Origin of the sequence: Paenibacillus sp. FSL R10-2199, assembly GCF_038000235.1 — a bacterium.
GTDB classification, from domain to species: domain Bacteria; phylum Bacillota; class Bacilli; order Paenibacillales; family Paenibacillaceae; genus Paenibacillus_AQ; species Paenibacillus_AQ phytohabitans.
The window spans coordinates 4,155,045-4,168,731 of sequence record NZ_JBBOBO010000001.1 but is presented as its reverse complement, the minus strand read 5'-3'; the positions used below and the strand labels follow the sequence as shown (position 1 = coordinate 4,168,731).

The 13,687-nt window shown below is 49.8% G+C and carries 13 protein-coding genes; 3 read left to right on the top strand and 10 right to left on the bottom strand.

The features are described 5' to 3' along the window. Window positions 1–65 precede the first annotated feature (65 nt). Both NYE33_RS17960 and NYE33_RS17955 read left to right on the top strand, forming a co-directional pair. Window positions 66–419: a PadR family transcriptional regulator gene (locus tag NYE33_RS17960; protein WP_042138563.1), complete on the top strand. Its 354-nt coding sequence runs from the start codon at window positions 66–68 to the stop codon at window positions 417–419. Then, window positions 406–963 carry a DUF2812 domain-containing protein gene (locus NYE33_RS17955; RefSeq protein ID WP_341066825.1) on the top strand — a complete coding sequence of 186 codons (558 nt, stop codon included), beginning with the start codon at window positions 406–408 and terminating at the stop codon, window positions 961–963. Before NYE33_RS17960 ends, NYE33_RS17955 begins: the two co-directional genes overlap by 14 nt. Before the next feature lie 146 nt (window positions 964–1,109). On the opposite strand, the gene NYE33_RS17950 is transcribed toward NYE33_RS17955, so the two are convergent. The 9 genes from NYE33_RS17950 to NYE33_RS17910 all read right to left on the bottom strand — a co-directional run bounded on the left by NYE33_RS17950 (window position 1,110) and on the right by NYE33_RS17910 (window position 11,948). After that, window positions 1,110–1,376 carry a hypothetical protein gene (locus NYE33_RS17950; protein ID WP_039308864.1) on the bottom strand — a complete coding sequence of 89 codons (267 nt, stop codon included), beginning with the start codon at window positions 1,374–1,376 and terminating at the stop codon, window positions 1,110–1,112. Window positions 1,377–1,378: 2 nt separating this feature from the next. Beyond that, a complete protein-coding gene (nth, locus tag NYE33_RS17945; RefSeq protein WP_042138565.1) occupies window positions 1,379–2,089 on the bottom strand; it encodes an endonuclease III in 711 nt (236 codons plus the stop codon). Between the two features lie 215 nt (window positions 2,090–2,304). Next, window positions 2,305–5,115: an S-layer homology domain-containing protein gene (locus NYE33_RS17940; protein WP_336103240.1), complete on the bottom strand. Its 2,811-nt coding sequence runs from the start codon at window positions 5,113–5,115 to the stop codon at window positions 2,305–2,307. Window positions 5,116–5,137: 22 nt separating this feature from the next. Next, window positions 5,138–5,794 (bottom strand): GerMN domain-containing protein, encoded by a 657-nt coding sequence (locus NYE33_RS17935; protein ID WP_042138566.1) that lies wholly within the window; start codon window positions 5,792–5,794, stop codon window positions 5,138–5,140. 108 nt (window positions 5,795–5,902) lie between these two features. Beyond that, the gene (locus NYE33_RS17930; protein WP_042138568.1) at window positions 5,903–7,345 is read right to left on the bottom strand and encodes an N-acetylmuramoyl-L-alanine amidase family protein; all 1,443 of its coding nucleotides are present in this window, start codon (window positions 7,343–7,345) and stop codon (window positions 5,903–5,905) included. Window positions 7,346–7,508: 163 nt separating this feature from the next. Continuing rightward, on the bottom strand, window positions 7,509–9,083 hold the full coding sequence (locus NYE33_RS17925; RefSeq protein WP_341066821.1) for an N-acetylmuramoyl-L-alanine amidase family protein: 1,575 nt from the start codon (window positions 9,081–9,083) through the stop codon (window positions 7,509–7,511). 217 nt (window positions 9,084–9,300) lie between these two features. Next, window positions 9,301–9,903 (bottom strand): 3-isopropylmalate dehydratase small subunit, encoded by a 603-nt coding sequence (leuD, locus tag NYE33_RS17920; RefSeq protein ID WP_039308853.1) that lies wholly within the window; start codon window positions 9,901–9,903, stop codon window positions 9,301–9,303. A 30-nt stretch (window positions 9,904–9,933) separates the two neighbouring features. Further along, window positions 9,934–11,358 (bottom strand): 3-isopropylmalate dehydratase large subunit, encoded by a 1,425-nt coding sequence (leuC, locus tag NYE33_RS17915; protein ID WP_042138572.1) that lies wholly within the window; start codon window positions 11,356–11,358, stop codon window positions 9,934–9,936. Between the two features lie 197 nt (window positions 11,359–11,555). Then, on the bottom strand, window positions 11,556–11,948 hold the full coding sequence (locus NYE33_RS17910) for a hypothetical protein (RefSeq protein ID WP_042138573.1): 393 nt from the start codon (window positions 11,946–11,948) through the stop codon (window positions 11,556–11,558). A gap of 243 nt (window positions 11,949–12,191) precedes the next feature. Between NYE33_RS17910 and NYE33_RS17905 the strand changes: the two genes are divergently transcribed. Next, window positions 12,192–13,103, top strand: a complete 912-nt coding sequence (locus tag NYE33_RS17905) for a LysR family transcriptional regulator (RefSeq protein WP_039308847.1) — start codon at window positions 12,192–12,194, stop codon at window positions 13,101–13,103. Window positions 13,104–13,186: 83 nt separating this feature from the next. On the opposite strand, the gene NYE33_RS17900 is transcribed toward NYE33_RS17905, so the two are convergent. After that, window positions 13,187–13,384 (bottom strand): hypothetical protein, encoded by a 198-nt coding sequence (locus NYE33_RS17900; RefSeq protein WP_042138574.1) that lies wholly within the window; start codon window positions 13,382–13,384, stop codon window positions 13,187–13,189. Window positions 13,385–13,687: the final 303 nt, after the last annotated feature.

Sequence of the window (13,687 nt, the reverse complement as noted above, 5' to 3'; positions counted from 1 at the left end):
CAAGTGGATATAACCAACTTGGATATATAACTAAGGATCTTCTATTATCGGACAGGAGGTGTGTAATGACCAAGAATAACCCATTGCAAATGGAGCAATTATCTGACTCAGCTTATTATATTCTGCTCGCGTTGCTCACTCCGAAGCACGGCTATGCAATCATGAAGTACATCGAAGAGCTAACCGAAGGCGAGGTCAGGATGGGACCCGCTACACTCTATACACTAATTAAGAAACTGCAGAAATCCGGCTACATTCTATTGAACGAGGATGAGGATGAGCGGCGCAAGACCTATCAGATTACTTCAAGCGGAACGGCTCTGGTGGAGGCTGAGATTGAACGGAGACTGCGCATGTCGAGGCACGGGAACATAGCACAGCTAAATGCTAAGGAGGCGTTGACTCATGAAAACGAATAAGCAGACACGGTACATTCCGTCTAAAGGACTGGCTTTTGCCGAGCAGAATGAAATGAATAAATTAAGCAGGTTGTCGGAGAAAGGCTGGCTGCTGGAGCGGTTCTCCCTGTTTGGTTCTGGCTTCATTGTCCGCAGAGGTCCAGCGCATAAGCAAATTTATTGTCTGGACATCCAGCATGTGCCGCAGAAGGACGAGAATGAGTACCGTGAAATGTTCGCTGACAGCGGCTGGGGTTATGTGTGTTCCGCCGGGGATATGCATATCTTCGTTGCTGAACCAGGAACCGTTCCCATTCATACAGACCGCTCAACACTCTATGAGAAATACCGCAAAATCACCCGTACCAGCAAAATTTTCGCTATTGTAGTCATGCTGCTGACGTTCATCACTTGTGTGCTGCTATATCTTTCCCGGCAGGTGTGGGACCATCATCTGCTTCAAAACATCTCGCATGTTTCCCTGCTGCTGTGTGCCGTGTTCTTCCTGCCTTCTTTTATGGTTTACATTGCCTATTCTCTAAGGCTTAGAGCGTTCTCAGATTAGCCAAACACGCATATAACACCTCACACACTAAGGCCTAATCTTCGATGATTATTCAGGAATTTGCCAGGGCCCCAAACCTATATATTCTTATCGTTTAACGCAAAGAGCCGGCCCAAGGGCCGGCTCTTTGTACATATGAATTGCTATTAAGCTGTTTCCAGGACTGGAAGCAGGATTTCGAACACTTTACCGTGCTGCAGAATGGTAAGGCCGCGGGCTTTGTCCTTCATTACAACCACTTCAGGTTTCACGGACATACGCTCCAGGTAGAACTCAGGCACATCGCCGGAATGGCTGATTGTGATGCCCTCTACTTCCTGCTCTTCATTTTCTTCCATAGGGCTGTCCACCACACGGTCAAAAATATCGGAGAACGCTTCAAAATTATCGGTGTATACAGAAATGCACTTCATCTCTATCCCATCCTCTTCTTCATCTCTAAATCTTTGTTTGATTTCGTATGAACCTTATCTTTCCTGATTACAGCGGTTTTCATACGTTTTTTGCCTTCCCGGCATACATCCAGCAGCGGGCAGACCTGACATTGCGGATTCTGCGACTTACAGTGATATCGCCCGAAAAAGATCAGCCGGTGGTGCGTTAACGTCCATTCGTCACGCGGCACCGCCTTCATCAGCTTTTTCTCCACTTCCAGCACCGAATCTTTCCAGCCCGCAAGCGCGAGCCGTTTGGCTACCCGTTCCACATGAGTATCCACGGCAATGGCCGGTACGCCGAAAGCATTGGATATGACCACATTCGCAGTCTTGCGGCCGACACCCGGTAAGGTTACCAGCAAATCATGGGCCTGAGGCACTTCTCCGCCATACTGCTCAATCAGAATGGAGCAGAGGTTCTGAATATGCTTGGCCTTGTTGCGAAATAAGCCAATCCGCCGGATATCCCGCTCGAGCTCTTCAAGCGGCACTGAAATGTAGTCGATTGGAGCTTTGTACTTCTGAAACAGGTCCTCGGTCACCTTGTTCACCGTTGCGTCCGTACATTGGGCCGAGAGCAGCACCGCTATAGTTAGCTCAAAAGCGTTACTATGGTTCAGCTCGCAATGCGCATCAGGGAACATGCCTCCGATGGTATCCAGGATGTGGCGGACTTCTGCAACTTTCATAGCGTCCCCTCCACGGAGTACTTACACCCGAAGTTGATCACTCGGGCATAACATCTCTAAATAAAAAGAAATATAAGCAAAGAATACATTATATCGTATACTTCCTTAGCGTTCAAGTGAACACAGCGCTGTCCTTATATTTCAAAAAAAACGTCTTGATTCAGGGCAAAAGCCTGAATCAAGACGGTGTTTCACACGGAAAATCACCAAAACGATTATTGTTTCACTATTTCCACGATCTTGTCGTTGTTGAAATACATTATAATATTATCATTTTCTTTGAGAGATTGCACGGGTAAAGTCGTGTCACCTTGATGAATATATGCGTTTGGCGCAAGCACAAACTTATAATTTTCATTCAGAGTAGCGCGTTTGGTCATGACTTCATTGGTCGCAGTCTCATAACGCGAGAAGGTACGGGCAAGCTGACTGAATACCGAGATTATGATTACCCCGCTGGCATCCTTACGCGCTAATACCCGGTCCGCTGTAGTAAGGCCGCTCAGATCAGTAGTGGTTACACCGTCCCGGGTAATTCTCACCCCTGCGCTGGCGGTGAAATTCTGAGACACTCCGGAATAATCCTTCACGGTCAAGGTTTTTGCTGCAGCGTCCACTGCTGAGATTTGTCCGGAATACTGCTTAACCGACTGCAGCGATAATGGCGTGGAGCCTTCAAAGCTTACGTTTACGTATTCCCCTGCTTTTACCTCGCTAAGCGATATCTTCTGTCCTGCCTCATTGGTGAGCGGAACTGCGGCAAGATAGAGCTCGCTGCTGCCGCCGGCCCATTTTACAGTCATCTTGTTAGTGTTGGCATTAACGGTTGCAATTTCAAGCTGGCTGGCCGAAGTCACCCGGAGAACCGAGATAATATCCTGGTTGGTGGAGAGCACCGCCGTTACCGGAACATTCAGTGCTACGTCGGTAATGGCCGCGCTATTTTTACCGAACATATCTACGGATAGCGGATAAGCCATAGTCAGCAATTGACCATTGCTCAGCTTAATCACAATTGTACGTGTAGTAGCATTGATTGAAGTCAATGTTCCTGTATATTTCGTTGACAGTTCTACAGACATCGCGCGTTCATTAATGGAAGTCACGTCGATCTTACGGTTTTCAACCAGTTTGGCTCCCATCGTAGTCAGTGAGGTCGTAATTAATCCGCCATAGGCAAGCTTTGTTTTTTCATCCAATTTGATGACATGTGCTTTGCCGTTGTTGTCTGTAAAGGTGAGAAACTGTGTTTTGGAATTATAATCTACTACTGTGGCTGCAGTATATTGTTCAATTTGCCGGCTGATCACTTCAATCTTAGTCACCTGGTCGCTGCTGTTCAGCGTAAGCTGAACATTGTCCCCGGCTGTCTTATCTGCAATCAGATCTCCAATAACCGGACTGGAGGCATTAGGAATAACAATAGCAGGTGTTGTTGCAAGCAGCTTCACTTCACGGCTGCCGTCAGTCTTTTGATAGACGATTGTAGTATCTGTCAGTTCGTAGATAAAGCCCTTGACTGTACGTTCTACGCCCGAGGTTACTTCGACTGTACGGATCACATTATCCTTAATCGTATACGAGACTGCAGCTCCGGTTTTCAGCTCCGCCGGGAGAAGAATAGAGTTCTGGGAGCTGAATAGTGAAGTACCATCCTCCCATTTGAAGCTTTCTGTAGTCCCGTCTGCATTTTTGAACGTTATGCTCTTGGAAGCCGTATCCACACTTTGGATCGTACCGGTTGCTGTTTTATTGACAACACCAGAAGTGACTTGAACTTTAACAACCCTGTGCGCACCGCTATAGGTTTCGCGCAGCAGCGATATTTTGCTTCCTGCTGTAATGGAAGAAGGTTGAATCACCGCTCCGTTAACATCATGGAAGGTAGTAGCAGCGTCATAGGCGTACTGGTCATACCCGTTAGCAGAATCAACCCAAATTATACCTGTAGACAGCTTCGCAAACGTCCCCTCCGCCTGATCAAGTTGTTGTGTAGGGTCAGTCAGTTCTACGTATGCTGCGTTATAGGTTGCTCCGATAACAGTCACCTTGGTGTAGGGCTGTATCTCGTTCAGAGAGATGCGGGTCTCCGAGGTACTTGTGAAATATGCAGTGTTCGCATTCAGTGTGAAGTCCGTAGTGCTGCCGTTACTAAATAGCGTCAGCTTGCCGTCTTTCAGTGAACTTACCGTTCCTTTGAAAGTATTATCGTAGTCAAGCGTGTTGTGTGCCTCAGCACGGCTGAAGAAGGTGGCTAGCTGGGCGCGGGTAACTGCTCCCTGCGGGTCGAAGCGGTTGCCGTCCAGTCCGTTGGCCAGGCCCAAATCAACTGCGGTGTTAATATAGCCGCGCTTATTCGCAGATACCTTGGAATCGTCGGCAAAACCGGTCGGTTCACCCGCTGCCGCTGCTGCAGATGCACTCTTACCCAGTGACCGGACCAGTAATTCTGCGACCCACTCGCGGCTGGCCTTGCGCTCTCCCCAGGAGGTCTTCAGGTTATCTGCAGCCATTTCTACCGTCTTATCCAGCAGTCCCTGCTGAAAAGCCAGCACAACATAAGGCTTGTAATAGTTAGTTACAATGAAATCAGCAGGAAGAACCACATCTGTGCTTGTGTTCACGTTACCCTGCAGCTTCATAAAGCGCAGCGCCATCAGAACAGCTTCTTGCTGGGTAACGGAGTCACCCGGACGGAATAAACCGTTATTCCCCACAACGATGCCTTGGCTTGCCAGCTTGTAGATATGTTTCTCGGCCCAGAAGGCTGTTTTGACATCACTGAATATCCCTGCAGCTGTTGCTGCTGACTGGGGAGTTACGGCAGCTGCCGGCGTTCCGGTTGATGTGGTTTCGGCAAAAGCCGCTCCCGTGCCGCCAAGCACCATAGTGCCGGCCAGAACGGCGGACACCGCTTTAGCAGAATAAGATTGAACCTTACGCTTTAATTTTTTGTGACCGGACAATTCGATATTCCCCTCTCTATGGCTCATCTGAATTTCTATGTTGCCTACTTCGTCAGCCATTGGCCTATTTCCTGCGCAATGCTTACAATCCGTTGTTCTCACGCGTTATTGGATGCACGAGATCCACATGCCCCATCAGGCTCTCCACTTGTTCTCCGTCTACCAGCACATCGATATTCTTCACTTCTTCAAACTGGAAGAAGGTCTGGGACAATGCGCTGATTGCCAGGGCCTCACCCCCTGCACCAAGCTGTGCCTCATCCGGCTTATGAATATCCAGGACAATCTGTCCATTCGTAAATTCCAGTGATTTCAGCTCGATTTTGCTCCACAGCGGAATCTGGTCGGCATTCTTGCTGCTCTGGAGAGCCTTAAAGGCCTCTGTATATTTGTCTTTGGCATCTGTGAAGCTGACAGAGACTTCGGCCGCCACCAGATCTGTCTGCTGCGGATCTGTATAATAGACCTTGATAGTCTGGCTCTGCTTCTCTGGCGCTGCCGGCTGTTCAGTAGCTACAGGAGCTTCCGTGGCTGCCGGCTCCGGCGTACTTGTAGCCTGAGGTGCACTAGTGCTATTAGCGCTGCTGTCGTTCCCTGCGTTTCCTTCAGCTCCGCTCGATACGGAGGATGAATCCTGTCCCGCTGCATCTGCCGGTGAGGCGGCTGGTTTGTCACCGCATCCCGAAATTACTGCGAGCAGTAATACTGCTATACCTGCATATGTCAATTTCTTGTTCATCACTAAATAACCCCCTCCATATGAATACGGGCAGGACAGGGCCGCAAAGTCCTCTGACCCCAATCTATGGCCGAAATCCGACTTTGCGGCCCTGGCTGCCGCCCGCTGTTATTGAACCCCGAGATATTCCTTAATCCCGCTGACCATTGATGCAGCAACTTTGTTCTGAAGTGATTCCGTGAACAGAAGTGCCTCATCATTCTTGTTGCTGAGGTAGCCAACTTCAAGCAGTACCGCAGGCATCGTTGTCTCGCGTATAACGTGGAAGTTGCCGTAACGTACGCCCCGGTCACTAAGTCCGGTAGCCTGTACAAGATACTTGTGCATCACCTTTGCCAGAGCCTTGCTGGCTTCGCGCTGATAGTAGGTCTCTGTTCCGCTTGCTGCGGACGAGCCGCTGCTGTTGGCATGGACAGAGATGAATAAATCGGCTTTGAGGTTGTTGGCAATTGCCGCCCTGTCCTTCAGTTCAAGGAAGGTATCATCACTGCGGGTCAGAACCACGTCAATTTTGTTCTCCTGCTTCAGCAGCTCCGCCGCCTTCAGAATAACAGCCAGATTGAAATTCTTCTCGTATTTACCGGTAACCCCAACGGCCCCGGAATCCTTGGCGCCATGCCCGGCATCGAGCACCACCAGTTTACGCCCGCTGTTGCCGGGCTGTGTAGAAGTATCTCCAGTGCTCTGCGCATTCAAATCAATGACAATCAGCTTGGAGACATCGCCCGAAACTTCAACGCTATAATTTCTCGAGGTAGTAAGGTCAATTACAAAACGTACAGTGTACGGGGCGGTACTATACAGCGAGTAACGCACACCGGTTACATCCGGATAATCCGTAACCGTAAGCATACCGTTCAGGTTGGGATCCAGCTGTTGTCCTGTACCGAATACATCCGAGAAAGTGGCATTCGGCAGGTCAATTATAATCCGGTCCGGTCCGCTCACTTTGGAAACCTTCGGCTGGGTGTTGCCCTCAAGTGCAATGCTTAGCCTGTTCTCGTTGAAGCTGATTCCGTTAATCATGCTCAGGCCGCTTGCCGCATCATCCGGCGGTACTACAACGGTTCCCCCGTCTCCGTTACTTCCACCTGTTTCCGTGTTAGTATCCGGGATTTCCGGGGTAATAAGATCTACAATCTTCTTCGTATTGTCCCATTTGACTGTAAGGCCAAACTGCTCTCCGATGAATCTGATCGGCACGAGAGTTGTACCGTTCCGCAGAAGCGGTGACGTGGTCAAGACCACGGTCTTGCCGTCTACGGAGGCTGCAGTCTGATTCACGATCAGCTGCATAGTCTTACCTTGCTGTTCAATCGTAACGGTCTTGCTTGTCTGATTCCAGTCCACCTTGTATCCAAGGTTCTCAGCGATCATTCTTAGCGGCACCATAATGGAGTTGTTTACATTTTCCACCGGAACATCCTGCCCTGCGGTCAGTTCCTGTCCATCCAGGAAAATCTTGTTGGTAGCCGCAGCAGCTTGTCCATGCCCCGGCAGAATCACAACAAAGAACAACAGCAGCAACAGCATACAAGCAAATTTCTTCATTCTTCACCTCTAAGACTCTAGTATTCCGCCCCCAAACGAGCGTTCTTGGTGCAATCCTACTGACAACCTTCGACATAGTTTAGACGCCTGATGAACTTAAAAGTTGCGAATAAATACCATTAAAAATCAGGACTGTTCACACGCAGCTCCCTTGCCGCGTTACTTAAAGCCCAAGATATTCCTTAATTCCTGCTACAATTTCCCGTGCCAGATTATTTTGCATCTGCTCGCTGTACATAGCCGCTTCATTTCCCGGATTCGTCAGATAACCTGCCTCCAGCAGAACAGCTGGCATGCTTGTTTCTCTGGTGACATGCAGACTCTTCGATCTGACGCCGTTATCTTTGAACCCTGTACCGGCTACCAGATGCTTTTGCATGATTTGGGCAAGCGGAAGACTTTCGCTGCGGCTGTAATAGGTTTCACTGCCATTGACTTTGTCACGGTTCGGATACCCTACATCCAACGAATTCCCATGCAGCGAAACAAACAGCGTAGCCTTTGCAGCTTCAGCAATTCTTACACGGTCCTGCAGACCGAGAGTAACATCCGACGTTCGTGTGTATACAACATCTGCCCAGCCCTCTTGTGTGAGAATCGCTCCAACTTTAAGGATAACTGCAAGATTGAAGTCTTTTTCCGCTTTGCCAGTGAGACTGATTGCTCCCGGCTGCGTGCCTCCATGACCTGCATCAAGCGCTACAATAGGCTTGCCGGTAAGTCCTGTATTCACCGGTGTGCCAGTTCCGCTATTCACCGTGTTGAGATCTACCGTCACCAGCCCTGTGCTGTCATCCGTACTCAGCTGGTAATTCTGGCTGCCTGCGGTTTGGATTACGAACCGGACCGTAGAAGGACTGGTGCTGAACAGTGCATAGCGTATTTCAGATACCAGCGGGTAGCCGCTTACGTCCAGCCTTCCCTGCGGACTGCTGCTGGCAGATACCCCCGGAAAGCTGCCGCTGAAATCAGAGGCAAACGCTGCTCCCTGAAAATCAACTACAATCCGGTCTGGCCCGGTAATCTTGGTCACCGTAGGCTTGGCACCTCCGGCAACCGCTACAATAAGACGGTTCTCGCTGAATACAGCCCCCTTCACTGTCGGGGACGTAACTGCAGGAGTCGGAGAGGCCGTAATACTGCCCTCGACCTCTTCAGTATTCTCTGTATTGGTCTGAGGCAGCTGTGTCGGAGCAGGGGATTGCAATGCCACCACAGGGCCTGCAGAGGCTGCAGGTGCCACGGTAGCTGAAGGCAGCGGATCTGCAGATACAGGAGATTCAAGCGGAATTCCGCCGCTTAAGTAGACTGTTTTGTCGGAATTATCCCAGCCGACACTGAGTCCGAACTGTTCACTCACGAAACGGATAGGAACCAGTACAGTACCGCCATTCTGCTTGGGTGCGGCATTCAGCAGCAGACTTACGCCATCGGCTTCAGCCGTCTTGCTTCCTACTGCGAGCTGTACTGTCTTGCCGTCCTGCTGGACGGTTACTTTGCGGGTGGTCTGCTCCCAGAGCACTTCAAAACCAAGGTTCTCCACCACCACCCGGATCGGAATCATAACGCTTCCATTCACGTTCTCAAGGATGACTCCTTTGGGCAGCGCAAGCTCCTTACTGTCCATCACAATCCTTCCCTGGCTGCTTGCGGCAGCGGCAGCTTCATGGCCGGCGAATGACAGTAACAAGAGCGGCAGCAGCAGTAGGAATAACATCCGTTGTCCGGCTTTCTTCATCCTTTCCTCTCCCTTTTGTCAATTGATAGAACCATAGATAAGATTAAGACGACAGAAATCCCCAAAAGTTGCCTTCACAGGCAATGAATATATCGATTATAGCAAAAAAACTTCTATTTCCGACACCCGGAAATAGAAGTTTTGTGTAAAATTTGTAAAGTTTACGAATTTCTTCGCCAGATGTTCACTCACTTCCCTGCAAACATCCCCGCATTGCTTAGCCGAAAAGCTTGGCCGCATGACGTTCTTCGTACGCGGCAATCTCATCTGCGTGCTGAAGCGTCAGACCGATATCATCCAATCCCTGCAGCAGAAACTGGCGGCGGTGCTCATCCAGCTCAAACGTAATGGCAAGGCCGTATTCATCGCTCAATCTGTTGTTCTCCAGATCTACAGTCAGTGTATAGCCTTCATGCTCTGCGGTACGGCTGAACAGGTCATCCACCTGCGTTTCCGACAGCTTGATCGGCAGAATGCCGTTCTTGAAGCAGTTGTTATAGAAGATGTCGGCATAGGACGGTGCGATTACCACTCTGAAGCCGTAATCCATGATAGCCCAAGGTGCATGCTCCCGGGAGGAGCCGCAGCCGAAGTTCGCACGCGAGATCAGCACGGATGCTCCCTGATAACGCGGCTTGTTCATTTCAAACGCTGCATTATCATTTCCTGCTTCATCAAAACGCCATTCGTAAAAAAGAAATTGTCCAAACCCGGTACGCTCGATCCGTTTCAGGAATTGCTTCGGAATGATTGCATCCGTATCTACATTAACCCGGTCTACCGGGGCTACGATACCTGTTAATTTCTTAAATTCTTCCATTTGCTGTGTCCTCCTGCTCTCTCAATTATTCTATGAGTTGACGGCTTCCGTCTTGTAATTCCAGTCGCGGACATCGGTGAACCGTCCTTTAATTGCAGCCGCAGCCGCCATGGCAGGAGAGACCAGATGCGTGCGTCCGCCGCGTCCCTGGCGTCCTTCAAAGTTACGGTTGGAGGTCGATGCGCAGCGTTGTCCAGGCTGCAGAACATCCGGATTCATGGCCAGGCACATACTGCAGCCTGCTTCACGCCATTCAAAACCGGCTTCTGTGAAGACCTTGTCCAGACCTTCCTTCTCAGCCTGCAGCTTAACGCGTCCGGAGCCCGGTACAACAATTGCCGTCACCTTATCGGATACCTTATGGCCTTTGGCTACTTGAGCCGCAGCCCGCAAATCCTCAATCCGGCCGTTGGTGCAGGAGCCGATAAAGACATAATCAATACCGATTTCAGAGATAGGCGTACCAGGTGCCAGATCCATATATTCAAGCGCTTTTTCAGCGGCTTTACGTTCGTTCTCAGTGGTGAAGTCTGCAGGATTCGGCACACTTGAGTTGATGTCCGTACCCATTCCCGGGCTGGTGCCCCAGGTAACCTGCGGAATCAGCGTTTCTACATCGAATTCTACGACAGTGTCATACTGTGCGCCCTCATCGCTTACAAGACCCTTCCAGGTCTCAACAGCAGCGTCATAGGCTTCGCCTTGCGGCACATATTGACGTCCGCGCAGATAGTTGAACGTAGTCTCGTCCGGTGCGATCAGGCCGGCTCTCGCTCCGCCTTCAATCGACATATTGCAGACTGTCATGCGTTCTTCCATCGACAGCTCACGGATTGCTTCGCCCGTATATTCGATAACATAACCAGTCGCAAAATCCGTACCGTATTTGGCGATGACGCCGAGAATCATATCCTTGGCGGTCACTCCCGGATTACGGTTACCCGTGAAGCGCACTTCCATCGTCTTCGCCTTGGACTGCTGCAGACACTGGGTCGCAAGCACATGTTCAACTTCGCTGGTGCCGATCCCGAAGGCAAGCGCACCGAACGCTCCGTGAGTGGAGGTGTGGCTGTCTCCGCAGACAATGGTCTTACCGGGATGTGTCAGGCCAATTTCCGGCCCCATAACGTGTACGACACCCTGGTCAATATCATTCAGATCGAACAGTCTCACACCGAAATCACGGCAGTTCTGTGAAAGGGTATCTATCTGCTGCTTGGAGATCGGATCTGTAATATTGTAACGGTCCTTGGTAGGCACGTTATGATCCATAGTCGCGAAAGTAAGTCCCGGACGGCGGACCGGACGGCCGCTCAAGCGCAATCCTTCAAAGGCCTGCGGAGAAGTAACCTCATGAACCAAATGCAGATCGATATAGATGATACTTGGCTTGCCTTCCTCTTGATGAATAACGTGATTATCCCAAATCTTTTCAAACATTGTCTTGTTGCCCATGAATTTCACCTCATATAGTAGAATCGTTCCATTTGGATGAGAGCGTGGAGTCTCTCTTGAATGTTCTAAATATAACATCAGTACGTTTATAATTCCAAGATATGATTTCTATAGCACTTATAGGTTCATCCTATAGCGCGCACCTGCAGTACAACCGCCGAAAGTAGTTCCTTACTCTTTAAGCTTCTGCTGTTTCCTTATTGATACGTACCCGCAATGATTCCACGCTGAATGTCCATTTCCAGCTTAATCTCATTAAAAACATCTTCCAGTGTCCTGCTCGGAAGCAGTGTGTTCTGCCTGATATGACTGAGTACGACAGCGGTGCTCCGCTCGAACTTGTGATAATGTTCGCTTTTGACATTGACGAGAACCTGGCTGCAGAGAGCGGTTAATTGCAGGTAATCCGCCAGCACATGCTTCTGCATATAGGCCTGATGAGGCTGTGGCTTAGACCAGAAGCCGGTCTCCCCGTATAGATAGTCATGATTCTCATCCAATGGCTCGATGGCCGAATTATTATGAATAAAATACCCCAGCTGTTCTTCGAGCTCGTCAAATGATTGTATTAATCTTGCCAGAACACCCATAATACACCCCCGTTTATTTCGAAGAACGTATGCCTAGAGCATGCATAAGGGCTCCTGAAGAATAATTTAAGTATATCCTTATGTTCAAAATAAAGATATTTAATATGCAGATTATGTAAGATTATCAACCTGCTGAAGCACACCACTCTTTTCGCTGTCAAACAACCACCTATACTAAATCGGATATCTATAGGTTATACTTATAGACAGATTATCCATTCTTTATATTAAAGGAGCCTGTCCGTGGAACTCAGACAATTGCAATACACACTTCAGATCGCTGCAGAAAGAAACTTCTCACGTGCAGCAGACAAGCTGCATATCGCCCAGCCCTCACTGAGCCAGCAGCTCTCCAAACTGGAAAAAGAGCTGGGTGTTCTTCTCTTCCAGCGTAATACCAGCTCCGTTGAGCTGACCCATGCCGGGGAGAAATTCGTTGAGCAGGCCCAGGCGATCATTGATGCCGTGGAGCTGCTGCGCCAGGAAATGTCCGATATCTCCCAGCTCCGGACCGGACGGGTCGTGGTTGGCAGCATGCCGATCACCGGTGCGCATCTGCTGCCGCATGTACTGCCGGTATTCAAAAGCAAATATGCCGAGGTTGAAATCACCCTTCTGGAGGACTCCTCAATGAATCTGGAGAAGCTGACCGCCAGCGGCCAGACGGATCTAAGCCTGCTCTCCCTGCCGCTGGAGATTCCGACTCTGGCCTATGAGGTGCTTGGCGAGGAACGGATTGATCTGGCAGTCCCGCCTGAGCATCCGTTGGCAGCGCGGAGTGCTCTGGGTATCCGTACCTCACTGCATGAGCTTAAGAATGAACCGTTTATCGTGCTCAAAGAAGGTCAGGGCTTCCGTAAAATGACCGTTGAACTCTGCCGTGAAGCCGGTTTTGAGCCGCAGATTGTTTTTGAAAGCAATAATATGGAGACCGTTCAGTCGCTTGTAGCCACCGGGATGGGTGTAACGCTGGTGCCCCATTTCATCGCACGTGCTCCGCGGAGTGAATTCGTACCTGTCTACCTGCCTTTGGCTGATCCGGTTCCCAGCCGTACCCTGGTGGTCGCTTACCGGCGCGGACGCTACTTATCCCGGGCCGCCGAAGCTTTCATTGAAACCTTCAAAGCAACGGTTGCCGGACTGGCGGACGAATAAAAAGCAGGAAAATGCAAATGCCCATCCGGCTCCTGTCTTGAAGCCGGATGGGCATTTGCTGTATTTTCCCGGAAAACAATTATTTATTTGCGCAAATTATGCTGCGTGATCAGACGGTTCTGATCATCCGGCAGACGGGCTGTACTCTCATCAACCGGTCCCTTAGTACGGGAATCTCCGGCTTTTTCCTCGACAAACTCTCTGATCGCCTTGTTTTGAATTTCGGCGGCTTCTTTGGCATTTTGATTCTGTTCCTGCTGGACATTAGTGCTCTTACTCAAATCAATCCACCTCCTGGTAACAGATTATAAATACTTTACCCGTCCCCCTGAAGGTCAAACATTAAATTTGCTTCCCTCCATCCCAAAAAATTCGCCGGACGGCTCTTTGCAAACCCTGCTTTCCCATGGTATTCTAAATGACAAATAGTGAAACGTGCAGACGGGACCAGTAAGAATTGATAATGATTCGCGTGCAGAGAGTAAATTCCGGAAGGCTGGGAGAATTTACCGCGGATGTCCATTCCGAATCCTACCCCCGAGCGGCCTGCCCTGCAGGACGGATACTCCCGTTACGAGAATGAA